Raw genomic sequence first — 21787 nt, 5'->3', positions numbered from 1 at the left:
CGAGGAGCGCTGGATGAAAGACGTAGGAATGAAGCCGGACTCGCTGCGCCGCGCGCGCGCGTCCGCCGAGCTGCTGGCGCCGCCGCACTGCATCGCGCGGCTGCGCTCCGGCGACACCGAAAAAGGCGATCCGCTGAAGACGGCGCGCGTGGCCGGCATTCTCGCCGCCAAGCGCACCGACGAGCTGATCCCGCTCTGTCACCCGCTGCCGATCTATCGCGCCGATGTCGATTACGAGATCGGCGAGGACCGCGTGCGGGTGATCGCCAAGGTCGAGACGATCGCGCCGACCGGCGTCGAGATGGAAGCGCTGACAGCGGCGAGCATCGCCGCGCTGACGATCTACGACATGCTCAAGCCGTACTGCGAGCCGGCCGAGATGTCGATCCGCGAGTGCCGGCTCGACGAGAAGCGCGGCGGCAAGTCGCAGTACCGGCGCCGCCTGCCGGCGCCGGTGTCCGCCGCGGTGCTGGTGCTGTCGGACACGGTTGCCGCCGGCCGCAAGCCGGACACCGCCGGCCGCGCGGTCGAGACCGAACTCGCCGCCGCCGGCTTCGCGCCGGTCCACTATGCGGTGCTGCCGGACGAGCCGCGGGCCCTGCTCGATGCCGTGCAGAGCCTGCACCGCGAGCATGGCCTGATCGTCACCGTCGGCGGCACCGGCATCGGTCGCCGCGACATCACCGTCGATACGCTCAAGCCGCTGCTCGAGCGCGAGCTGCCGGGCCTGATGGAAGCGGCGCGCGCCTTCGGCCAGCGGCGCACGCCCTACGCGGCGCTGTCGCGCGGCATCGCCGGCTTCATCGGCGACGCCCTGGTCGTGACCTTGCCGGGCAGCCGCGGCGGCGCCAGCGAATCGCTGCTCGCCATCCTGCCGTCGCTCGTGCACATCTTCGAGGTCAAGCGCGATGTGCCGCATACCGGCGGCTACGCCTGACGGCGACGCGCGCATGGCACACGACGCTTGCGGCCACGGCAACCTGCTCAGTCTCGATGAGGCGCTGGCGCGCTACGCGCTGATCCGGCCTCTGCAGGCGACGCGCCTCGCTCCGGAGGCGGCGCTGCATCACGTGCTCGCCGCGCCCGCGAGCGCCGCCGTCGACCTGCCGATGTACATGCAGAGCGCCGTCGACGGCTACGCGCTGCGCCGCGCCGACCTTGCGGGCGGTGCGGCGCTGCCGCTCGCCGGCGAAGTGCGCGCCGGCGTCGCCGCCGAGGGACCGCTGCCGGCGAGGGCGGCGATGCGCATCTTCACCGGCGGCCGTCTGCCGGACGGTGCCGACACGGTGGCGCGCCAGGAGATCGTCGAGCGCCGCGACGACGGCACGATCGTCGTCGGCGACGCGCTCGCGCCCGGTGCCGACGTGCGTCAGCGCGGCGAGGAGCTGCGCGCCGGCGCGCAGCTCGCGTCCGCAGGTCAGCATCTGCACGCCGGCCTCGTCGCCGCGCTGGCGATGGCCGGCGTGCGCGAAGTCGACGCGATCGCGCCGCCGCGGGTCGCCCTGCTCGTCACCGGCGACGAAATCGTCACGACGGCCGCGCCCGGCGTCGACGGCCCCGCTCAAGCCAGTGTTTTCGATGCCAACGGGCCGCTGGTGCGCAGCTGGTTCCGCGCGCGCGGGCTGCACGCTCCGCTGACGCGCTACGTGGTCGACGACGAGGCCCGGCTGAGCGCGGCGCTCGCCGAAGCGCTCGACGGCGCCGACCTCGTGCTGACCACCGGCGGCGTTTCGGTCGGCGATCACGATCTCGTGCGGCCGGTCGCTTCCGCGCTCGGCGTGCACGAGGTGTTCTGGCAGGTCGCGCAGAAGCCGGGCAAGCCGCTGTACTTCGGCTTGCGCGACGCCGGCACGTCGGCGCAGAAAGTCCTGCTCGGCCTGCCGGGCAACCCCGGTGCCGTGCTGATCGGTCTGCACGTGCACGTCGCCGCCGTGCTGGCGCGCCTGCAGGGCAGCGCCGACGCGGCGCCGGCCTGGCGTCACGGCCGGCTCGCCGCGCCGGTGCGCAGCGATGCGCGCGAGCAGCTGCTGCGCATGGCGCTGCGTGTCGACGACAGCGGCCAGGTCTGGCTCGACAAGCTCGGGCGCCAGGCTTCGCACATGCTCAGCAATCTCGCCGATGCCGGCGCGCTGGCGCGCATCCCGGCCGGTCGCGCGCTCGAGGCGCAGGCCGTCGTGCAGTGGCTGCCCTTGCCCTGAGCCGGACACGCCATGGCGACGCGCAAGCGCGGCACCCTGCGTCTGGAAGCCGATCTCGGCTTCTCGCTGCCCGGCGGCCTGGCCAGCAATGCCTCGCGCATCGGCCTGCTCGAGGCGATCGCCGCGACCGGCTCGATCAGCGCCGCGGCGAAGGCCGTCGGCTACAGCTACAAGGGTGCCTGGGACGCCGTCGCGGCGATGAACAATCTCGCCGACGCGCCGCTGGTCGAGCGCAGCACCGGCGGCCGTCACGGCGGCGGCACCGTGCTGACGGCGCGCGGCCAGGAGCTGGTGCAGAGCTTTCGCACGCTGGAGGCGCAGCACCGGCGTTTCATCGATACCCTCAACGACGCGCACGCGCGCAGCGGTGCCGATCTGCGCGTGCTGGGGAGAATGGCCATGCAGACGAGTGCCCGCAACCAGTTCGCCGGCAAGGTGACCCGGCGCACGCGCGGCGCGGTGAACGACGAGATCGAAATCGCCCTGCACGGCGGCGAGCGCATCGTCGCCATCGTGACGCGCGAAAGCAGTGACGCGCTGAACCTCAAGCGCGGCGCCGAGGCGATCGCGCTGGTCAAGGCTTCGTCGATCATGGTCGCGGTCGACGACGGCGCGCCGCTGCGCCTGTCGGCGCGCAACCAGCTGCGCGGCCGCATCGCGGCGGTGCATCGCGGTGCCGTCAACAGCGAAGTGATCATCGAGCTCGCCGGCGGCAACACCATCGCGGCGATCATCACCAATGCCAGCGTCGATGCGCTGGGCCTGCACGCCGGCGGCGCCGCGATCGCGCTGTTCAAGGCCTCCAGCGTGATCGTCGCGACGACGCCCTGACGGGTGTATGGAGCCTGTCGACGCGATGGGCGTCGCCGCGGCGACAGTCCTAGCCGGCAGCGGCCGGCAGACGGCCATCCATCATTTCGATCTCCTCGCCGCCCAGCGCCGCGATCTCGCTGCGCGCGTGCGTGACGTAGAGCATCGGAATGCCGGTCTCGTCACGGATGCGGCGCAGGAACGGCAGGATCTGCGCCTTCAGGCGCGTATCGAGCGAAGACAAGGGTTCGTCGAGCAGCAGCAGGCGCGGCGAATAGAGCAGGGCGCGGCCGAGCGCGACGCGCTGGCGCTCGCCGCCTGAAAGCTGGTTCGGACGCCGTTCGAGCAGCGCGCCGATCTCCAGCAGCTCAGCGACGGCGGCGAGCGTGTGGCGACGCTGCGCCGGTGCCAGCTGCTGCTGGCCGTAGAGCAGATTGCCGCGCACCGACAGATGCGGAAACAGCTGGCCGTCCTGGAACACGAGGCCGAAGTGACGGCGATGCGGCGGCACGAACACGCCACGGTCGGCGTCGCTGAGGATTTCGCCGTCTAAGCCGATGATGCCGCGCTGCGGCCGCACGAGTCCGGCGATCGCCGCCAGCAGCGTGCTCTTGCCGGTACCCGACGGTCCGCAGATGCCGACCACAGGCGCCGCCAGCTCGGCCTGCGCGCGCAGCGTGAAATCGCCGCGGTGGAACTCGCAGTCAAGGCTCAGCACGATGCCGCGCTCCGAGGCGGTGGGCGCTGCGCCGCGTCAGCCACTGGCTGACCAGCAGGGCGGCGACGGCGAGCGCGATCGACAGCGTCGCCAGCCGCGCGGCGCCGGCCTCGCCGCCGGGCTGATGCAGGTACGAATAGATCGCCAGCGGCACGGTGCGCGTTTCGCCGGGGATGTTGCCGACGAAGGCCATCGTCGCGCCGAACTCGCCGAGGGCGCGCGAGAAGCAAAGAATGGCGCCGGCGACGATGCCCGGCACCGCCAGCGGCAGGCTCACCGTCACGAACACGCGCCAGGGATTGGCGCCGAGCGTGGCCGCGGCCTGCTCGAGACGCTGGTCGATCAGCTCGAAGGCGAGGCGCACCGGCTGCACCATCAGCGGAAACGCCATGGTCGCCGAGGCGAGCACCGCGCCTTTCCAGTTGAACGCGAACTCGATGCCGAAGCCTTTGGCGAGCAAGCGGCCCAGCGGCCCCTGCTTGCCGAACAGCAGCAGCAGCAGATAGCCGGGCACCACCGGCGGCAGCACCATCGGCAGCTGCACCAGCACTTCGAGCAGCAGGCTTCCGCGGAATCGCACGCGTGCCAGCAGCCAGGCGACGGCGATGCCGGTCGGCAGGCTGACGAGCATGCAGGAGAGAGCGATCTTCGCCGACAGCCAGAGGGCTGTCAGCTCATCGGCCGAGAGAGGCTGCACGAGCGGGACTTGCGGGGGTTCGTTATGTAGCGTTCTACATAACGAGTGTGCCTGTCAATGCAGGAAGCGCAAGGCCCTGACGCGCCGCTCGAAGAAAGGGCCGCCTCCCATGGCGGAGGCGGCCCTGCTCGCACGCCGCGAGAGGAGGGAGGATCGCGACGCGCGGAACGCGCGGAACGGAGCTTGGACGAGAGGCCTTAGAACAGGCCGCCGATCGTATCGATCAGCGTCGCATGGTGATAGAGCACGATGGTGGCGAGGCAGCCGAGGACGGCGCCGGGGATCAGCCAGTCGCGCCAGTCGCGCGGCGCGGCGGCCGCGAGCTCGCCGGCCTGACTGCGGCGGCGGACGTGCCCGTAGCGCGGCTCGCCGCGCGTGTCGACGGCCATCGGAGGGGTACGGCCGCCGCGGCGGCGCTGCTTGGCGGCGGGGTTCTGGCTTGCGGTCTGCGACGGGCTCATATACTGTTCATTCGCTCAGTGCTGTGCAAATGCACAGTACTTGAATCGACCCCCCATTGCAAGCGCATCGGCGAGCGACCATGGCACTGACTTCGAGACAGCTGGAAATCCTGACCTTCATCCAGGAATGGGTCCGCGAGCGCGGCTTCCCACCGTCGCACGGCGAAGTCGCCGAGCGCTTCGGCTTCAACCGCAACGCGGCGCGCGAGCATCTGCTGGCCTTGGCGCGCAAGGGCGAGATCGAGCTGTCGCCGAACGACGCGCGCGGCATTCGCCTGCTGAAGGAATCGCCGCCGCGCCAGTTCGAGCTGCCGCTGTTCGGCAACATCGCCGCCGGCAGTCCGATCACCGCGCCCGAGCATGCGCGCGAGTGGCTGAAGATCGATCCGGAACTGTTCCGGCCGCGCGCCGACTTCCTGCATCGCGTCGACGGCGATTCGATGATCGACGCCGGCATCGTCAGCGGCGATCTGGTGGCGATCCACCATCAGAGCGAGGCGGCCAACGGCGAGATCATCGCTGCCTGCCTGCTCGATCGCCGCACCGGCTACGAGAGCATCACGCTCAAGCGCTACCGCCGGCGCGGCAGCAAGGTGACGCTGGAGCCGGAGAACGCGCGCTACGAGCCTTTGGTGATCGATCTGGCGCGCGAAGCCGATGTGCAGGAGCTGCCGTCGTTCCGCATCGCCGGCGTCATGGTCGGGCTGCTGCGGCAGGGGCGTTCATAGCCGTCCCGGGCTTTTTTGCAAGCGAGAACGAAAAGACCCGCCGAAGCGGGTCTTTTTCGTTCAGCGGGGCTGCGTTTCAGCGATCGCGGAACTGCGCCTCGACGCGCTCGTCCTGGCCCTTGACGTCGACGCAGACCGTCGCGGTCGGGCGGGCGAGCAGGCGCGGGATGCCGATCGGATCGCCGGTCTTCTCGCAGTAGCCGTATTCCCGCGCCTCGATGCGGCGCAGGGCGTCGTCGATCTTCTTCAGCAGCAGCGATTCACGCTCGCGCAGGCGCAGGTCGAGCCAGTGTTCTTCCTCGGCGGTCGCGCGATCGGCCGGGTCGGCGAACACTTCGCGCTCGTGCAGGCGTTCCTTGACGTCCATCTCGCGCTGCAGCACTTCCTGGCGCATCTGGACCAGACGCTGGCGGAAGAATTCCAGCTGCGCGTCATTCATGTACTCGTCGTCGGACATCGCGCGGATGTCGTCCTCGGTGAGCTGCGCGCCGGCGGTGCGCGGCGCACGAACGACCTTGGCGGCGGAAGCGACTTTCGAGGCACTGGTCTTCGAAGGGGCGGGGGATGCGGCGGCTGCCTTGGCGAGCGGCTTGCTCTTGTCTTGCACTTGAACCTTTCCAGCAACGGGGTTGACGATTTTCTTCGGACTCGGGGTTGCGGCCGCGACCTTCTTCTCCGGCGCCGGTTTTCTGGCGGCGGATTTCACGGGCGCAGTCTTGGCTTTCTTCGGCTGACTGCTCTTCGCCGCAGGCTTCTTGGCGGCCGACGCTTTTTTCGGCGCCGCTTTCACCTTCTGCGGTTTGGCAGCCTTTTTCGCGGAAGCTTTCTTGGCTTTCATTGTTCCCAACCCTGAACCAGATAAACGGGCCAACGCAAAGTGGCGCGTTATACACCGCGATCAAGGCGGGGTCAATGACGATGGCGAGGCATGCGCGCCCGCCTCGCCGAACGCTGCCGCCGGCATGATCGGCGGTGCTCGCGCTCAAAAAAAGCCGGCCGACACGTCGGCTGGCCACTGCGTGTTTCGGAACGCGGGAATGACGACGATCCGGCTTCAGTTCTGGCGGTCGCCTGGCTGCGGATGGCGATCCTCCTGGCGCTGCCGGCGATCTTCGCTGGGCGGGTTCATGTGCGTTCTCCTGCATGAGATCCGCGCGGCGGATCGGTGTCAGCGGTGTCGGAACCGGGTGCTGCCATCGTCCTCCTGGCAGCTGACACCCAGATGAACCGCGCGGCGGGCGAGGCGATGTCTCAGGTCGGGACGTCGCGTCGCGCGCCCTCGTCGGCCGCCTGCGCCGCGAGCCGGGCGCGTTCGAGCAGCAGGCGCTGCTCGCGTGCGTTGCGCGTCATCGCCGCCGCGCGCTCGAACTCGGTCTGCGCCTCGCGCCGGCGGCCGAGCCTGAGCAGCAGATCGCCGCGCACGCTGGGCAGCAGGTGATAGTTGGCCAGCGCCGGCTCTTCGCGCAGCGCATCGAGCAGGGCGAGGCCGCGTGCCGGGCCTTCCGCCATCGCCACGGCGACCGCGCGGTTCAGTTCGACGACCGGCGAGGGCTGCATGCGTGCCAGCGCCGCGTAGAGCGCCGCGATGCGCGTCCAGTCGGTGTGCGCGGCGCAGGCCGCGCGCGCGTGACAGGCGGCGATCGCGGCCTGCAGCGCATAAGGACCGAGCGCGCCGCCGAGCGCTTCGGCGCGTTCGAGGGCGGCGAGGCCGCGGCGGATCAGCAGCGGGTCCCAGCGTGCGCGATCCTGTTCGAGCAGCAGTACCGGCTCACCGTCGGCGCCGACGCGCGCCCGCGAACGCGAAGCCTGGATTTCGAGCAGGGCCAGCAGTCCAAGCGCCTCCGGTTCGTTCGGCGCGAGGCCGGCGAGAATGCGCGCGAGGCGCAGCGCTTCGTCGCATAGCGCGGGCCGCATCCAGTCGTCGCCGGCGGTCGCCGAGTAGCCCTCGTTGAAAATCAGATAAATCACCTCGAGCACCGAGGCGAGGCGCAAGGCCAGCGCGTCGCCGCGCGGCACTTCGAACGGCACGCCGGCATCCGCCAGGCTTCGCTTGGCGCGCACGATGCGCTGCGCGATCGTCGCCTCCGGCACCAGGAAGGCGCGAGCGATCTCGTCGGTCGTCAGGCCGCCGAGCAGGCGCAGGGTCAGCGCGACGCGCGCGTCGGAAGAGAGCAAGGGATGGCAGGCCACGAACATCAGGCGCAGGAGATCGTCGTCGATCGCGCTGTCGAGTTCGTCATCGAGCTGTGCTTCCAGCGCGGCCAGGGCCTCGGCGTGCTGTTCGTCGAGTTCGCGTCCGAGTTCCTCATGCTTGCGCGCCAGCAGCGCGCCGCGGCGCAGCCAGTCGATCGCACGGTGCTTGGCGGTCGCCATCAGCCAGGCGCCCGGCTTGTCCGGCACGCCGCCCGCCGGCCACTGCTCGAGCGCGGCGACCAGCGCGTCCTGCGCGAGTTCCTCGGCGATGCCGACGTCATGCAGGATGCGCGCGAGGCCGGCGATGAGCTTCGCCGACTCCATGCGCCAGACGGCGTCGATCGTGCGGCGAATCTCGGCGGCGGTGGCGATTTGACGGGTGCTCACGACGGCGATCTGAGCATTGCCGGCGACGTCGCGCAAGCCGCGGCGCCGGCGTCGCGCCGGCGCGCGGGCCGTCGCCGTCATGCGCGTTGCAGGACGACGTGCGTGGCACGCCCGGTCGCCTGATGTTCGACGCAGCGATAGCCGAGCGCGAGAAGATCCAAGCCGCCGAACAGCGACTCGCCCGCGCCGAGCACGACCGGCGTGACCGCCAGATGCATTTCGTCGATCAGCCGCCGCTGCAGATACTGGCGGACGCTCGCCACGCCGCCGCCGATGCGCACATCGCGGCCGCCGGCTGCTTGGCGGGCGCGCGCGAGCGCCGCGTCGATGCCGTCGGTGACGAAATGGAACGTCGTGCCGCCGCGCATCGCCAGCGGCGCGCGGGCGTGATGCGTGAGCACAAACACCGGCACGTGGTACGGCGGCTCCTCGCCCCACCAGCCGTTCCAGGCCGGCTCGGACCAGGGACCGCGCACCGGGCCGAACATGTTGCGGCCGAGAATCCAGGCGCCGACGTTGTCGAAGCTGCGCGCGGCGTAGTGGTCGTCGACATCGGTCGCGCCGCCGCTCTCGCCGAACATGCGCCGGAAGGTTGCGGTGGCGAGCGCCCACTCGTGCAGGGCGAGCCCGCCGCCGCCGAGCGGAGCTTCGAGGCTCTGGCGCGGACCGGCGCAGAAGCCGTCGATCGACATCGACAGGGCGGCGACGCGCACGCGGCTCATGCCGGCACCCGGCGACCCGCCGCCTGCATATCGTCGAAGCCGGTCGCGGCGGCGCGCACATCGTCCGGGAAATCGTCCACCTCCTGCACGCGGCGGATTTCGATGATCTCGTGGTCGCCGGCCGGGCAGCGGCAGGCCCAGGCGATCGCTTCCTCGCGCGAGCTCACCTGGATCATCCAGTAGCCGCCGAGCACTTCCTTGGCTTCGGCGAACGGGCCGTCGACGATCTTCGGCACGCCGTTGCTGAACGACACGCGCGCGCCGGTCGAGGGCGGCTGCAGGCCGTCGAGCGCGAGCAGCACGCCTGCCTTATGCAGGGCTTCGTTGTATTTCATCATCGCCGCGACGGCTTCGGCCGACGGCATCGTGCCCGGCGCGGCGCTTTCGTAGCCCTTGGGAATCATCAGCATCATGAAACGCATGGTCGGTACTCCGGTCGTGAGGGGATGCAGCAGGCGATCGAGCGGCGGTGGCCCCGGCGCGGCGCCCGATCATCTGTCCATGTCTTCAGCACGCGGTGGCGCGCTGCGATAGAACTCAAAGGCCTCTTCGCAGACGCCGTCGAAGAAGAGGTAAGGCTGGATGTTCATGCGCTTCTCCTGTTCAAGGTTCGATGACGGCACGTCGCCGAGGCGCCGGTCGGGCGCTCTATGGACACGTCGAACGAGCCGCATCGATTTCGACAGGCGAAGAAACGCGACGGCAACGGCGGCGGCGCGTGAAGCCGGCCGCGGCGCGGTCCGCGCCGCGGATGAAAACGGAAAAACGTCAAAATATTGACGCGGCGCCGCCTTCGCGCTGATTGACGCCGCCATCTGCGAAAATCCGCACCGGCGCCGGGCGTTCGCGAGCATTGCAGTGCGCGGCGCGCCTCTTGATACAGCGATCGATCAGATCGTGGCGGTGACTGTTGCAGCCGTGCCGGAAGAATCCAAAAAAAGTGTGACAGAAAATAAGAAATTCATAGTGACGCGTACCTCGCTCGCCCTTACAATTTTTGCCGGGGTGGGATGAGCGATTCGCTCTTGATGTGTTTCTTCGAAGGCTGTCAGGCCATGCGTTACTACGATCCAGTTGAGAACCGGTGGCGCTGGAAGCGCCGTTACCTGTGGGCGATCTGGAGCGGCAGCGGTGCGCTGCTGCTCGGCATGCTGCTGGGGGCCGAGCTGTTCCACTGAGGCGGCGGCTTCAGCTGCGCCCGCCGTCGCGTTGATGGGTCCGCTTGATCTCGTACATTCGCGCGTCCGCGCGGGCGATCAACTCTTCCGCGCTGCGGCCGTCCTCCGGGTAGAGGGCGCTGCCGAGACTGGCACCGACTTCGACGGTCACGCTCTGCGCCGGCATCTTCAGGGTGAACGGCTGCTGCAGGGCATTGCGGATGGCCGCGATCAGGACGTCCGTGGCCGCCGCACCGTCGACATGCTCGAAGATCGCGGCGAACTCGTCGCCGCCGAGCCGGGCGATGGTGTCGGTGGCGCGGAACATGGCGAGCAGACGTTCGGCGATCGCCTTCAGCAGCAGGTCGCCGGCCAGATGGCCGTAGCGGTCGTTGACCGGCTTGAAGCGGTCGATGTCGATGTAGACCAGTGCCAGCGAACGATTCTCGCGTTGCGCGCGGGCGACGCCGCTCTGCAGGCGATCCTGGAAAAGGATCCGGTTCGGCAGGTCGGTGAGCGGATCGTGCGTCGCCTGGTGTCGCGCGGCGCGCTCGGCGAGCTTCAGCGCGGCCCGGGTGCGATACAGGTCGAGAAAGACCTTGACCTTCGACAGCAGGATGAATTCGTTCACCGGCTTGGCGATGTAGTCGACCGCGCCGACCTCGTAGCCCGTCATGCGCGCCAGATCATCCTTGTACGCGGCGGTGACGAAGATCACCGGCGCGCCGTGGGTGTCGGCATTGTCGGCGAGCAGGGTGGCGACCTCGAAGCCGTCCATGTCCGGCATCTGCACATCGAGCAGGATCAGGGCGAACTCGTCTTCGAGGCAGGCCGCCAGCGCCGCATTGCCGCTGCCGGCTTCGACGACTTCGCAATCCATTCTGGCCAGCAGCCGGCGCATCGCAACGAGGTTGGCCGGCGTATCGTCGACGACGAGGACCTTGGGCTTCGGCAATGGCGGGTTTACCGGCATGACGGGAACTCCATGAGGATGAGCGCGGCGGGCGCGGCGCGGCGTCGCCCGGCGGATGCCGAAGCTTCAGGCTGCATGGCTGTAATCCTTGCGTCGATAGAGCGCCGCCCTGGCATCGACCGCGGTGAATGCATCGGCGTGGCCGGTGAAGCTCAGCGATTCCTTGGTGCCCAGGCACAGATAGCCGCCGCGCACCAGGCTGTCGTGGAACAGCCCGATGGCGCGATGCTGCAGCGGCTGGCGGAAATAGATGAGCACGTTGCGGCAGAGGATCAGCTGCGCCTCGCAGAACGCCGCGTCGCTGACCAGGTTGTGGGTCGCGAACACGACGTTGCGGCGCAGGCTCTCGTCGAGCTTGATGTGCCCGTAGCGCGAGTGGAAGTAGTCGGACAAGGTGTGCGCGCCGCCGGCGCGCAGATAATTGGCGGCCCAGGTGCGCAGTTCGCGCGCGGCGTAGATGCCCTCGCGCGCCACGGCGAGCGCCTGCGCGCTGATGTCGGTCGCATAGATCTGCGTGCGATCGTAGAGACCCGCTTCGCTGAGCAGGATGGCGAGCGAATAGACCTCCTCGCCGTGCGCGCAACCAGCCTGCCAGACGCTGATGTGCGGGTAGCTGGCGAGCACCGGCAGCACCTCGGTGCGCAGGAGCGCGAAGACGTCCGGATCGCGGAACATCTCGGAAACAGGCACCGACAGGCGCGCGACGATTTCGCCGATCGACGCGTCGTCATGCAGCACGCGCTCGGTGAGCTGGCTGATGTTGCGCAGCTTGAAATGCATGAGCAGGTTCTGCACGCGGCGGCGGAACGAGGCCTCGGCGTATTCCGAGAAGTCGTAGCCGTGGCGCCGCTGCAGCGCGCGGACAAAGAGCTCCAGCTCGATATCCTGCAGTTCGCTCTCGTTCACGCTCGCCACTTCAGTCCTGACGCAGCCAGGCGCGCAGCACCGACAGCAGGCGCTCCATGTCGATCGGCTTGGTCAGGTAGTCATTGGCGCCCGCTTCCAGGCATTTCTCGCGATCGCCCGGCATGGCCTTCGCCGTCACCGCGATGACCGGCAGCTCGCGCCACGCCGGATTCCTGCGGATCTCGCGCGTCGCCGTGTAGCCGTCCATGCCCGGCATCATGATGTCCATCAGGACCCAGTCGACGCCCTCGTGCTGTTGCAGCTGCGCCAGCGCCCGTTCGCCGTCCTGCGCGATCAGCACATGCAGACCCTGCGCGCGCAGGGTCTTCGACAGCGCGAAGACGTTGCGCATGTCGTCGTCGACCACCAGCACCGTGCGGCCGGCGAGATCCGAGGGCTCCGCCGGCGTGCCCTTGGGGCTCGCCGGCCGGCGCACGGCGTGGAGGAAGAGCGAGACCTCGTCGAGCAGGCGGCCCGGCGACTGCGCGCCCTTGATGACGATGCTGTCGGTGTACTCGCGCAGGCGCAGGCTCTCGTCGCGGCTCAGTTCGCGTGCCGAATAGATGACCACGGGCGGCACCGGGCCGCGCGCGGCGAGACGTTCGAGAAACTCGAAACCCGAGGCATCGGGCAGCTGCAGATCGAGGATCACGCCGTCGAACGGCTGTTCGTCGAGCCGTTGCAGGCCCTGGGCGGCGGTGTCGGCTTCCGCGAGATCGATCGGTTGTCCGGCGAGCAGCTTGCCGATCGCCAGCCGTGCGCCGGCGTCATCGTCGACGACCAGCACGCGCCGACGCCGGCCGTCGGATGCCTGCAGGACGCGCTGGAAGACGCTGTCGAGCCCTTCGCGCGTCACTGGCTTGGTCAGAAAGCCGACGGCGCCCATCGCCATGCCGCGCGAACTCTCGTCGGTCGCGCTGATGAAATGCACGGGAATGTGGCGCGTCGCGCCGTCCGCCTTCAGCGCCGCCATGACGCCCCAGCCGTTCATGCCCGGCAGGTCGACATCGAGCAGGATGCCGTTCGGCCGGTAGCGCCGCGCCAGTTCGAGTCCGCTCTCGCCGTCGCCGGCGAGCAACACGCGATAACCCTTGCGGCGCGTGATGTCGGCGAGCACGCGCGCGAAAGCGGCATCGTCCTCGACGATCAGCATGGTGACGTCGCCCGGATGGATGACGTCGCGGTCGTCCGGCAATGCCGGCGCGCGGCGTACCGGGGCGGAGGCCGTTGCCGACCGTTCGGACGGCGCTTCGCCGGCGGGTACGGCGGCGGGCGCGGGCGGCACGACCTTGGGCGCCGCGACGACGGGCAATTCGGCGCGCGGTGGCGCGCCGCGCTCGGGCAGCAGGAGCGTGAACGACGAGCCGTCGCCCGCCACGCTGCGCACGACGATGTCGCCGCCGAGCATCTGCGCGAGCGCGCGGCTGATCGACAGGCCGAGGCCGGTGCCGCCATAGCGGCGGCTGGTCGTGCCGTCGCCCTGCTCGAAAGGCTGGAACAGGCGCGCCAGCTTGTCGGACGCGATGCCGATGCCGCTGTCCTGCACGCTGAGCGCGATGCTCTGCTCGTGGCGCAGACCCTGGGGCAGCGGCAGATCGCCGGCCGGACGCGCGATGCGCAGGCGCACATGGCCATCGTGCGTGAACTTGAAGGCGTTGCCGAGCAGGTTGGTGAGAATCTGCGCGACGCGCGCGCCGTCCGTGCGGATGCGCGGCGGCAGCGCGGCATCCAGCTCGACGTCGAACGCCAGCCCGCGTTCCCTGGCGATGCGCCGGAAGTTGCGTTCGGTCTGCGTGGCGATCTCGCGCAGGTCGACATCGTCCCATTGCACGTCCATGCGGCCGGCCTCGATCTTCGACAGATCGAGGATGTCGTTGATCAGTGTCAGCAGGTTGCGGCCGCTGTCGTGGATGATCTGCGCGGCCTCGACCTGCTCGGCATCGAGACGGCCCTCGCGGTTGTCGGCGAGATCCTTGGCCAGGATCAGCACGCTGTTGAGCGGCGTGCGCAGCTCGTGCGACATGTTGGCGAGGAATTCAGATTTGTATCGGCTCGCCTGTTCGAGATCCTGGTTCTTGCGCTCGAGTTCTTGCTGGAACGCCTGCAGTTTCTCGTTGTATTCGTTGAGCGAGCGGCTCTTCTCGCCGAGCGACTCGTTTGCCGTGCGCAGCTCCTCGGCCTGCACGCGCAGCTCTTCCTCGGAGACCCGCAGGCGCTGGCTCTGCTCTTCCAGCGTCTCGTTCTTGACGCCGAGCGACTCGTTGGCGACGCGCAGTTCTTCCTGCTGCACGCGCAAGGCTTCCTCCGAGGCCTGCAGCTCCTCGGCCTGGGCGCGTGTCTGTTCCAGGAGTTCGCGCGTGCGCAGCGCGTGCCCGAGTGCCTCGATGGCCAGGCCGGCGACGCGCGCGGATTCGTCGAGCAGCTCGCGCGCCTCGGCGCTGAACGGGGCGAAGGTGCCGAGCTCGATGACAGCCGCCACGCGGTCGAGGCCGTCGATGCCGCGCAGCGGCAGCAGATGGACCGACTGCGGCGCGGCTTCGCCGAGCCCCGAGCCGATCTTCAGGTAATCGGCCGGCAGCGAGGACAGGGTGATCGCCTGTTTCGAGCGCGCGCATTCGACAGCGAGACCTTCGTGCGTCGCACGTGACCGCTCGGCGCGTTGCGGGTAGCCGTAGCCGCCGAGCAGCTCGATGGCGCCATCGTCGCGGACGCGGAACAGCATGCCATAGCCGGCGCCGAGCAAGGGGCACAGGTAGCCGAGCAGGCTGCGCGCGAAGCCGGCGTAGTCCTGGTGCTTGGACAGCAGCGCGCCCAGCTCGGCGAGATGCCGCTTCACCCATTCGCGGCGCTGCGTGTCCAGCGACACCACGCGAAAGCGCTCGATGGCGCGCGCCATCGCCCCGACTTCGTCCTTGCGGTCGGCATAGGGAACGCTGACCATCAGTTCGCCGTTGGTCAGCTGGCCGACGACGCGCTGCAGGCGCTTGATCGGGCCGCCCAGCGATCGCTGGACCATGAACAGCACGACGAGGATGTGGAAGGTGCCGAGCAGCAGCGCGCCGACGGCGACATCGCGGGTATTGTCGAGGCTGCGCGCGACGCTGGCGGTGTGCGCCGCCAGCAGGGTGCGCTCGACGCTGATCATCTCCGCGACCTCGGCTTTCAGCGCATCGAGCAGCTCGAGATTGGCGGTGCCGTTGATCGTCGCCAGGGCGCTTGCGCGCTGGTCGGCGCGGGCCGAGAAGACCGGATCGGCGAACTCGCCGTGCCAGCGCGACGACAGGTCGGCGATCGTGTGCAGGCGCGCCTGCTGTTCGGGATTGTCGCGCGTCAGTTCGAGCAGCGTGCCCAGGTCGGTCTCGAAGGCGGCGCGGTTCTCGACAAAATTGTGCTTCGAGCGTTCGTCGCCGAGTTGCGCGTAGCGGCGCAAGGCCGCGCGCTGCTCGGGAATCCGTGTCAGCAGATCGTCGGCGACGCCGAGCACGTCGATGGTGTGACCGACCCAGGTCTGGGTCTCGCGGACCTGCGCCTGGTTGCGCAGTGACATCAAGGCCACGACCACGAACAGGATGAACAGCGTGCTGCCGAGCGTCAGCGCCTTGCCGCTCAGGCTGAGATTGTCGAAGGTGTCCGGGCGCCGTGTACGGCCAGCGTCGTTGTCGGCGGCGGTCTTCAAGTGACGACGTCCGGCACGCGGCGCCCGGTGAGTTCAGCGATGCGCGCGAGCCGGTCGATCGCGCCGGCGAGCGGCGCGACGGCGTCGGCGGTCTTCCAGTGCAGGCTGGCCGCTTCGCGCACATAGCGTTCGAGATAGACGCGCAGCGTCGCGCCCCTGGTGCCGGTCCCGGACAGGCGCAGGACGACGCGGGCCTCGTCGCCGCAGACGATACGCAGGCCCTGGCCGCTGGCGATGCTGCCGTCGGTCGGATCGCGATACGAGAATTCGTCGGCCAGGGTTACCGGCAGATCGGCGAACGCTCGGCCCGGCAGCGTCGCCAGTTCAGCAGCGACGGCCTGCATCACGGCCTCGGCCTGCGGTGCAGCCAGCTCCTCGTAGTCGTGGCGCGCGAAGTAATGGCGGCCGAAGCGCGTCCAGTGCGTGTCGGCGATTTCCTGCATCGACTTGCCGGTCGCCGCCAGCACGTTGGCCCAGGCGAGCACCGCCCACAGGCCGTCCTTCTCGCGCGTGTGCGAGGAGCTGGTGCCGAAACTTTCCTCGCCGCAGATCGTGACCTGGCCGGCGTCGAGCAGGTTGCAGAAGAACTTCCAGCCGGTCGGCGTCTCGTGCAGCGGCACTTTCAGCGCCTTGGCGACCTGATCGGCCGCGCGGCAGGTCGGCATCGAACGGGCGATGCCGCGCAGGCCGTCACGATAGCCCGGCAGCAGAGGCAGATTGGCGGCGAGCATCGCCAGCGAATCGCCGGGCGAGATGAAGATGCCGCGGCCGAGAATCATGTTGCGATCGCCGTCGCCGTCGCTGGCGGCAATGAGGTCCGGGGCATCGTCGCCGTGGGCGAGCTCGGCAAGGTGCTTGGCGTGTATCAGGTTCGGATCCGGATGGCCGCCGCCGAAGTCCTCGAGCGGCACCGCGTTCATCACGCTGTCCGGCGGCGCGCCGAGCTGTTCGACGAAGATGCGCCGTGCGTACGGACCGGTGACCGCGTGCATCGCATCGAAACGCAGGCGCGCGCCGCGCTTGAGCCAGTCGCGGATGCGCTCGAAATCGAACAGCTGCTGCATCAGCGCCGCGTAATCCTCGACGCAGTCGACGATCTCGACGACGGTCGAGCCGAGGTGCTGTTCGCCGCGCCGGTCGATGTCGATGGTGCCGCCGTCGAGCCGGCGATAGCGCGCGATCGTCTTGCTGTGCTCGAAGATGCGCGAGGTCAGGCTTTCGCTGGCCTGGCCGCCGCCGGCGACGTTGAACTTGATGCCGAAGTCGCCGTCGGGGCCCGCCGGGTTGTGACTCGCCGTGAGCAGGAAGCCGCCGGCGGCGCGGCGGTTGCGGATCAGCATCGAGGCGGCGGGCGTCGAGAGCAGGCCGCCCTGACCGATGATCAGGCGGGCGATGCCGTTCGCCGCCGCGATCGCCGCCGTGGTCTGGATCGCATCGCGGTTGTGATACCGCCCGTCGCCCCCAATGACGAGGATGCCGTCCTTGAGTTCCGGTACGCAGTCGAAGATCGACTGCAGGTAGTTCTCCAGGTAATGCGGCTGCTGAAACACCGCGACCTTCTTGCGCAGACCCGCGGTGCCGGCCTTCTGATCGAGATACGGCTTGGTCTGGATGTCGCGAATCGGCATGACTGTTGGTTCTGGTCTGTGCTGTGTTCGTATCTTATAGTTCCGCCATGCAGGCTACTACGCACCTATGTCCCTGCTGCGGCAAGCCGCGGCGCATTGCTCATCTGCTCGAGCTCTACGAGCGGAATTACCGCATGCTGCAGCGCCTGCTGCCGCAACTGGACACGCACGAGCCGAAGCAGAGCGTCGTTTCGCACAGCGAGCACGACTGTCCCTTGCACCTGCAGCTGGTCGAGCGCGATCGCTACACGCAGACGGTGCGGCTCACCTACGAATTCACCGACGAGGAGGGCGTGCGCCGCCAGCCCGACCTGTGGGTGCGTCTGTACCGCGACGCGATGGTCGCCGAGGCGCTCGAATGCAGCCAGCGCCCGCCCTGGCAGGCGGAGGACGATGCCGATCCCGCCGCGCACGCCTTTCTCTCCGCGCAGTGGAAGCGCAATCTGCTGCTGCACAAATGGCTCAGCTACCTGCTCGACCGCGGCCACCGCTTCGGCGTGACGCCGGCACTGGAAGCGACGCCGGCCTGAAGGCGCGGCGCTTCAATCGCGCAGCTGTTTCGGAAACTGATAGCGAAGCAAGTGGCCGTCGTGTTCGGCCGCCTCGGACCATTGCTTGATGCCGAACTCGATCTGCACGACCGCGCAGGTCGGCAGCTGGTCGAACGGGCAGCGGGCGAGGGCATGCACCAGTTCGCTGAGTCCCGGGTTGTGGCCGAACAGCATGATGTGCCGGTACCGATCGTCGAAGCCCCGCACCATGCGCAGCAGCGTCGGCAGCGAAGCCTCGTAGACGCGGTTCTGGATCAGCAGATGATCGACGTCGATGCCGAGCGTGACGGCAAACAGGCGTGCCGTCGTGAGCGCCCGCAGCGCCGGGCTGCTGACGATCGCATCCGGCACGCCGACCGCCTGACGCGTCCACACGGCCATGCGCGGCGCATCGCGCTGCCCGCGATCATTGAGCGGCCTTTCGAAATCACTGAGTCCTGGATCGTCCCAGGACGACTTGGCATGACGGACGACGGTGAGCTGGCGCATGGCGCGAGTATTCCGCATCCGCCGGCAGCCGTTCCAGTGACACGCGCCGCGTCGGCGGCGTCGTGCCGACCACGATGACCTCCGCAGCGCGGCACGGCGGATGCGGCGGGCTATTGCGATATTCAATAATATTAATGATAATATATCTCATTAACATCTGATCGGCTGCGCTCGCGCGGCCGGTTCACGACCGCGGGAGATGGCGAAGTCATGCGTTGCGTACTCAGGAGCGCGTTGGCGGTGCTCGGCCTTGGCCTCGGCGGCATTGCGCAGGCCCAGGAAATCGCGGCGAGCGACGGCGCCGCGGCCGATGCGGCCGCGGCCGGCGGCGGCGCTCAGGTCGCGACCGACGAGGGGACCGTGGCGACGATTCTCATCGTCGGCAAACGCGCCGACCGTACCAGCAAGGGCGCCACTGGCCTCGCTCTCGACGTCGCCGAGACGCCGCAGTCAATCAGTGTCGTCGACCGGCGGCAGATGGAGGACTTCGGCGCAAACAACCTCAATGACGCGCTGCGCCTCGCGACTGGCATCAATGTCGAGGAATGGGAAACCAACCGCACCAACTACCTGGCGCGCGGCTTCGAGATCAAGAGCACGCAGATCGACGGCGTCGGCATGCCGAACGACTGGGGCATCGTGTCCGGCGCGATGGATGCGTTCGGCTACGAGAAGCTCGAAGTGATTCGCGGCGCCAACGGTCTGCTGACCGGCGTCGGCAACGCCGCCGGCACGATCAACTATGTGCGCAAGCGGCCGACCAACGACGCGCGCTTCAGCATCGGCGAATCGCTGGGCTCCTGGGATTTCAAGCGCGCCGAAATCGACGGTTCGACACCGCTGAGCGCCGATGGCCGCTGGGCCGGCCGCGTCGCCGCCGCCGCCGAGGACGAGGACTCGTACCTGCGCGGGCTCAGCAACCGCCGCACGTTCCTGTATGGCGTGATCGACGGGCAGATCGGCGAGCGCTCGACGCTGACCTTCGGATACTCGCACCAGCAGGCCAACAGCGACGGGGCGATGTGGGGCGCGCTGGTGCTGGCCTACCGCGACGGCACGCAGGCGGAATTCCCGCGCAGCGCTTCGACCGCGCTCGACTGGACGACCTGGGACGACACCAACCAGACCGCTTTCGCCGAATACAGCTATGCGCTCGCCGAGCGCTGGGAACTCAAGCTCAGCTACAACTTCCGCGACTTCGGCGAGGACGCCAAGCTGTTCTACGTGTTCACCCGAGGCGGGCTCAATGCGGACAACACCGGGCTTTTGGGCAATCCCGGGCGCTATCCCAACGACAGTCGCGCCCACCTCGCCGATCTGAACCTCGCCGGCGGATTCGAACTCTTCGGGCTCGAACAGCAGCTGATCGTCGGCCTCGGCGAGTCGTACAGCAAGGCCGACATGGACAACATGGCGGTGCCGCTGAGCGACCCCAACTGGGGACCGCTGCCGGCCTTCCCCTACGCCGGCAACACATTCCCCGAGCCGGCGTGGGGCCCGCGCAGCTTCTACAGCACGACCAAGCAGCGCCTGACGCGAGCCTACGGCGCCGCGCGCATCGGCCTGACGCCGGATCTCAAGGCGGTGCTCGGCTTCAACTGGGCGCAGTACCACCGCGACGGCAACAACGTCTATGGCGGACCGTTCGACCAGACCGAGGAGAAACTGTCGCCCTACGCCGGCCTGAGCTATCAGCTGACCCGGCAGCTGCTCGCCTATGCCAGCTATTCGGACATCGAGCAGCCGCAGGACCAGACGGATATCGAGCATCACTATCTCGATCCGTCGAAGGGCGTGAACTACGAAGCCGGCCTCAAGGCCGATCTGCTCGACAGGCGCCTGCTGACGACGCTGGCCTGGTTCGTGGCCCGGCAGGACAATCTGGCGACCTACATCGGCGTCGACGATACGGGCACTTCGTACTATGGCGGCGTCGACGTCGAATCGAAGGGCTTCGAGCTGGAGATCGACGGCAAGCCGCACGAGTACGTCGATCTGGTGCTCGGCTTCACGGCCCTGCAGCTGCATGGCGACGATGGCCGGAACACCTACGACTGGGTGCCGCGCCGCACGGTGAACCTGCAGCTGTCGAGCAAGGTGCCGGGGGCCACCGCGCTGACGCTCGGCCTCGGCGGCCGCTGGCAGAGCGACATCAGCCACGTCGACGAATACAACGGCGGCGCCAAGATCCGCCAGGGCGATTATGTTGTCCTCAACGCCTTCGTCCGCTACGTGCTGTTCGACGAACTGACGCTGCGGCTGAACGTCAACAACCTCACCGACGAGAAGTACATCACCAGCCTGTACCAGATCGGCTATTACGGCGCGCCGCGCAATATCGTGGCCGGCTTCGACTGGAAATTCTGAGCGCCGCGCATTCCCGCGCGGGCGCTACGCGGCAGTGACGAGATAGACGTCGTAGCGCGCCTGCGTGCCGTCGAGCTGGAAGCTCGGCGCGCGGCCGGCGAGAAAGGGCGCGTGCGAGGGCCGCTTGACGACCACGCGCTGGCGCGCACGGCGCAGCGCCGGCTCGAGCAGGGCATCGGCGTCCGGGTCGCCGGACGTCAGCTCGCGCAGCAGCTGCATTTCCTTCTGCGGCAGGGCCTGCTTGCCGCGGTGCGGGTACATCGGATCGAGGTGGACGACGTCCCAGTACCGTTCGCCGCGCAGTACGTGCAGGGCATCGTCGGCGACCAGTTCGGTGCGCGCCGCGGCGTCGTGCCAGCGCGCATCGCCGAGCGCGCGTTCGCGGGCGTCGCGCAGCAGGGCGGCGAACAGCGGCTGGCGCTCGATCATCGTCACCCGCGCGCCGAGTGCGGCGAGGGTGAAACCGTCGCGACCGAGGCCGGCGGTGGCATCGAGCACGCTGAGATCGGCGCGCTTGTGCAGGCCGACGGCGCGCGCCAGCAATTGTTTTTTTCCGGCGGCGATGCGCCGTGTCGTCTCCGCGGCCGTCCAGTCGCAGCGCAGCGGCTTGAAGTCGGGATGATGGCGGGCGTGCAGCTGCAGACCGTCCGCGCCGTTCTCCAGCGCAAATGAAAAGCCCCGGACGGCATCGTCCGGGGCGGGGTCCTGCGCGGCGGACAACTTAGAGCTTGCTGGAGTCGAACAGCGCCGGCAGGCGCTGCGCCAGCATCAGGTCGCCTTCGACCTGCAGCTTGCCGGTCATGAACGCCGTCATGCCGTTGAGCTCGCCCTTCATGAGCGCGACGAGATCGTCGTCTTCCATGGTGATGGTGACGTCGGCGGCGTTCGAGGTGCCGTCGACGACCTGGCAGCCGCTGTTCTTGATGACGGCATGGACCGGCTGCGAGCAGTTGAACTGGATCGTGCAATCGGTACCGCCCGCCTCGCTGGCGTTGAAGGCGGCGGGCAGCTTCTTCAGCAGATCGGCGGCGGCAGACATGAAACGCTCCAGAAAGTGTGAGGAGGCCCGATCGTAAGCGTGGCGCCCGCCCGGCACAACCCGAAAACGGAGGAGGCGGGAAGCGCC

General features: G+C 68.8%; 23 protein-coding genes and 1 pseudogene. 9 read left to right on the top strand and 15 right to left on the bottom strand.

Features of this window, described 5'->3' with window-relative positions; translation table 11 throughout:
- Positions 1-7: 7 nt before the first annotated feature.
- The 3 genes and pseudogenes from moaCB to K344_RS0101520 form a co-directional block, all read left to right on the top strand.
- Positions 8-937: pseudogene (gene moaCB, locus K344_RS0101530) on the top strand (bifunctional molybdenum cofactor biosynthesis protein MoaC/MoaB); the annotation flags it as partial.
- Between the two features lie 13 nt (positions 938-950).
- Positions 951-2198: a molybdopterin molybdotransferase MoeA gene (locus K344_RS0101525; protein WP_028079193.1), complete on the top strand. Its 1248-nt coding sequence runs from the start codon at positions 951-953 to the stop codon at positions 2196-2198.
- Between the two features lie 12 nt (positions 2199-2210).
- On the top strand, positions 2211-3029 hold the full coding sequence (locus K344_RS0101520; RefSeq protein WP_028079192.1) for a TOBE domain-containing protein: 819 nt from the start codon (positions 2211-2213) through the stop codon (positions 3027-3029).
- A 49-nt stretch (positions 3030-3078) separates the two neighbouring features.
- Here K344_RS0101520 and K344_RS19625 read toward each other — a convergent pair whose 3' ends face one another.
- The 3 genes from K344_RS19625 to K344_RS0101505 form a co-directional block, all read right to left on the bottom strand.
- Positions 3079-3726, bottom strand: coding sequence for an ATP-binding cassette domain-containing protein (locus K344_RS19625; RefSeq protein WP_043113587.1), 648 nt, complete (start codon positions 3724-3726; stop codon positions 3079-3081).
- A complete protein-coding gene (modB, locus tag K344_RS0101510) occupies positions 3713-4423 on the bottom strand; it encodes a molybdate ABC transporter permease subunit (RefSeq protein ID WP_028079191.1) in 711 nt (236 codons plus the stop codon). Before modB ends, K344_RS19625 begins: the two co-directional genes overlap by 14 nt.
- Positions 4424-4620: 197 nt before the next feature.
- Positions 4621-4884: a hypothetical protein gene (locus tag K344_RS0101505; protein ID WP_157622707.1), complete on the bottom strand. Its 264-nt coding sequence runs from the start codon at positions 4882-4884 to the stop codon at positions 4621-4623.
- Positions 4885-4964: 80 nt separating this feature from the next.
- Here K344_RS0101505 and lexA point away from each other — a divergent pair, with 80 nt between their 5' ends.
- Positions 4965-5612: a transcriptional repressor LexA gene (lexA, locus tag K344_RS0101500; protein WP_043113448.1), complete on the top strand. Its 648-nt coding sequence runs from the start codon at positions 4965-4967 to the stop codon at positions 5610-5612.
- A 76-nt stretch (positions 5613-5688) separates the two neighbouring features.
- Here lexA and dksA read toward each other — a convergent pair whose 3' ends face one another.
- Positions 5689-6219 (bottom strand): RNA polymerase-binding protein DksA, encoded by a 531-nt coding sequence (gene dksA, locus K344_RS0101495; protein ID WP_028079188.1) that lies wholly within the window; start codon positions 6217-6219, stop codon positions 5689-5691.
- 321 nt (positions 6220-6540) lie between these two features.
- Here dksA and K344_RS23780 point away from each other — a divergent pair, with 321 nt between their 5' ends.
- Entirely contained in the window at positions 6541-6759 is a 219-nt protein-coding gene (locus K344_RS23780) for a hypothetical protein (RefSeq protein WP_157622706.1), read from the top strand.
- 104 nt (positions 6760-6863) lie between these two features.
- On the opposite strand, the gene K344_RS0101485 is transcribed toward K344_RS23780, so the two are convergent.
- From K344_RS0101485 to K344_RS23775, 4 genes are all read right to left on the bottom strand, one after another.
- Positions 6864-8129 carry an RNA polymerase sigma factor gene (locus tag K344_RS0101485; protein WP_051361804.1) on the bottom strand — a complete coding sequence of 422 codons (1266 nt, stop codon included), beginning with the start codon at positions 8127-8129 and terminating at the stop codon, positions 6864-6866.
- 140 nt (positions 8130-8269) lie between these two features.
- A complete protein-coding gene (locus tag K344_RS0101480; protein ID WP_028079186.1) occupies positions 8270-8914 on the bottom strand; it encodes a dihydrofolate reductase family protein in 645 nt (214 codons plus the stop codon).
- Complete coding sequence (locus K344_RS0101475) at positions 8911-9336, bottom strand: YciI family protein (protein WP_028079185.1); 426 nt, start codon at positions 9334-9336, stop codon at positions 8911-8913. The genes K344_RS0101480 and K344_RS0101475 overlap by 4 nt, the downstream gene beginning before the upstream one ends.
- 69 nt (positions 9337-9405) lie before the next feature.
- Positions 9406-9729, bottom strand: coding sequence for a hypothetical protein (locus K344_RS23775; protein ID WP_157622705.1), 324 nt, complete (start codon positions 9727-9729; stop codon positions 9406-9408).
- Between the two features lie 43 nt (positions 9730-9772).
- Here K344_RS23775 and K344_RS23770 point away from each other — a divergent pair, with 43 nt between their 5' ends.
- Positions 9773-9928: a hypothetical protein gene (locus K344_RS23770; RefSeq protein WP_157622704.1), complete on the top strand. Its 156-nt coding sequence runs from the start codon at positions 9773-9775 to the stop codon at positions 9926-9928.
- Positions 9929-9942: 14 nt separating this feature from the next.
- Positions 9943-10092: a hypothetical protein gene (locus tag K344_RS24750; protein WP_157622703.1), complete on the top strand. Its 150-nt coding sequence runs from the start codon at positions 9943-9945 to the stop codon at positions 10090-10092.
- A gap of 10 nt (positions 10093-10102) precedes the next feature.
- On the opposite strand, the gene K344_RS0101460 is transcribed toward K344_RS24750, so the two are convergent.
- The 4 genes from K344_RS0101460 to K344_RS0101445 all read right to left on the bottom strand — a co-directional run bounded on the left by K344_RS0101460 (position 10103) and on the right by K344_RS0101445 (position 17254).
- A complete protein-coding gene (locus tag K344_RS0101460) occupies positions 10103-11044 on the bottom strand; it encodes a diguanylate cyclase domain-containing protein (protein ID WP_028079184.1) in 942 nt (313 codons plus the stop codon).
- 66 nt (positions 11045-11110) lie between these two features.
- The gene (locus K344_RS0101455) at positions 11111-11950 is read right to left on the bottom strand and encodes a CheR family methyltransferase (RefSeq protein ID WP_028079183.1); all 840 of its coding nucleotides are present in this window, start codon (positions 11948-11950) and stop codon (positions 11111-11113) included.
- A 10-nt stretch (positions 11951-11960) separates the two neighbouring features.
- Entirely contained in the window at positions 11961-15626 is a 3666-nt protein-coding gene (locus K344_RS19615; RefSeq protein ID WP_051361761.1) for a response regulator, read from the bottom strand.
- Complete coding sequence (locus tag K344_RS0101445) at positions 15623-17254, bottom strand: alpha-D-glucose phosphate-specific phosphoglucomutase (protein ID WP_028079182.1); 1632 nt, start codon at positions 17252-17254, stop codon at positions 15623-15625. Before K344_RS0101445 ends, K344_RS19615 begins: the two co-directional genes overlap by 4 nt.
- A gap of 47 nt (positions 17255-17301) precedes the next feature.
- Between K344_RS0101445 and K344_RS0101440 the strand changes: the two genes are divergently transcribed.
- Complete coding sequence (locus tag K344_RS0101440; protein ID WP_028079181.1) at positions 17302-17784, top strand: DUF1249 domain-containing protein; 483 nt, start codon at positions 17302-17304, stop codon at positions 17782-17784.
- A gap of 12 nt (positions 17785-17796) precedes the next feature.
- On the opposite strand, the gene K344_RS0101435 is transcribed toward K344_RS0101440, so the two are convergent.
- On the bottom strand, positions 17797-18294 hold the full coding sequence (locus tag K344_RS0101435) for a SixA phosphatase family protein (protein WP_028079180.1): 498 nt from the start codon (positions 18292-18294) through the stop codon (positions 17797-17799).
- A 210-nt stretch (positions 18295-18504) separates the two neighbouring features.
- On the opposite strand from K344_RS0101435, the gene K344_RS0101430 reads away from it, so the two are divergent.
- Entirely contained in the window at positions 18505-20661 is a 2157-nt protein-coding gene (locus K344_RS0101430) for a TonB-dependent siderophore receptor (protein WP_028079179.1), read from the top strand.
- 24 nt (positions 20662-20685) lie between these two features.
- On the opposite strand, the gene K344_RS19610 is transcribed toward K344_RS0101430, so the two are convergent.
- Both K344_RS19610 and K344_RS0101420 read right to left on the bottom strand, forming a co-directional pair.
- Positions 20686-21381 (bottom strand): class I SAM-dependent methyltransferase, encoded by a 696-nt coding sequence (locus K344_RS19610; protein ID WP_051361759.1) that lies wholly within the window; start codon positions 21379-21381, stop codon positions 20686-20688.
- Between the two features lies 1 nt (position 21382).
- On the bottom strand, positions 21383-21700 hold the full coding sequence (locus K344_RS0101420) for an SCP2 sterol-binding domain-containing protein (protein WP_028079178.1): 318 nt from the start codon (positions 21698-21700) through the stop codon (positions 21383-21385).
- Positions 21701-21787 lie beyond the last annotated feature (87 nt).

Origin of the sequence: Solimonas soli DSM 21787 (assembly GCF_000474945.1) — a bacterium.
Classification (GTDB): domain Bacteria; phylum Pseudomonadota; class Gammaproteobacteria; order Nevskiales; family Nevskiaceae; genus Solimonas; species Solimonas soli.
This window is presented reverse-complemented; position numbering and strand designations above follow the sequence as displayed.

Excerpts from the sequence above, each read along its gene's own strand:
- K344_RS0101485 (WP_051361804.1), bottom strand. The coding sequence starts at position 8,129 with ATGGAGTCGGCGAAGCTCATCGCCGGCCTCGCGCGCATCCTGCATGAC.
- K344_RS0101420 (WP_028079178.1), bottom strand. The coding sequence starts at position 21,700 with ATGTCTGCCGCCGCCGATCTGCTGAAGAAGCTGCCCGCCGCCTTCAAC.
- lexA (WP_043113448.1), top strand. The coding sequence starts at position 4,965 with ATGGCACTGACTTCGAGACAGCTGGAAATCCTGACCTTCATCCAGGAA.
- K344_RS0101440 (WP_028079181.1), top strand. The coding sequence starts at position 17,302 with ATGCAGGCTACTACGCACCTATGTCCCTGCTGCGGCAAGCCGCGGCGC.
- K344_RS24750 (WP_157622703.1), top strand. The coding sequence starts at position 9,943 with ATGTGTTTCTTCGAAGGCTGTCAGGCCATGCGTTACTACGATCCAGTT.
- K344_RS0101445 (WP_028079182.1), bottom strand. The coding sequence starts at position 17,254 with ATGCCGATTCGCGACATCCAGACCAAGCCGTATCTCGATCAGAAGGCC.
- K344_RS23775 (WP_157622705.1), bottom strand. The coding sequence starts at position 9,729 with ATGGCGGCGTCAATCAGCGCGAAGGCGGCGCCGCGTCAATATTTTGAC.
- K344_RS0101435 (WP_028079180.1), bottom strand. The coding sequence starts at position 18,294 with ATGCGCCAGCTCACCGTCGTCCGTCATGCCAAGTCGTCCTGGGACGAT.
- K344_RS0101475 (WP_028079185.1), bottom strand. The coding sequence starts at position 9,336 with ATGCGTTTCATGATGCTGATGATTCCCAAGGGCTACGAAAGCGCCGCG.
- K344_RS0101505 (WP_157622707.1), bottom strand. The coding sequence starts at position 4,884 with ATGAGCCCGTCGCAGACCGCAAGCCAGAACCCCGCCGCCAAGCAGCGC.
- K344_RS23780 (WP_157622706.1), top strand. The coding sequence starts at position 6,541 with ATGCGCGCCCGCCTCGCCGAACGCTGCCGCCGGCATGATCGGCGGTGC.
- K344_RS0101430 (WP_028079179.1), top strand. The coding sequence starts at position 18,505 with ATGCGTTGCGTACTCAGGAGCGCGTTGGCGGTGCTCGGCCTTGGCCTC.
- K344_RS0101520 (WP_028079192.1), top strand. The coding sequence starts at position 2,211 with ATGGCGACGCGCAAGCGCGGCACCCTGCGTCTGGAAGCCGATCTCGGC.
- K344_RS0101480 (WP_028079186.1), bottom strand. The coding sequence starts at position 8,914 with ATGAGCCGCGTGCGCGTCGCCGCCCTGTCGATGTCGATCGACGGCTTC.
- K344_RS0101525 (WP_028079193.1), top strand. The coding sequence starts at position 951 with ATGGCACACGACGCTTGCGGCCACGGCAACCTGCTCAGTCTCGATGAG.
- K344_RS0101460 (WP_028079184.1), bottom strand. The coding sequence starts at position 11,044 with ATGCCGGTAAACCCGCCATTGCCGAAGCCCAAGGTCCTCGTCGTCGAC.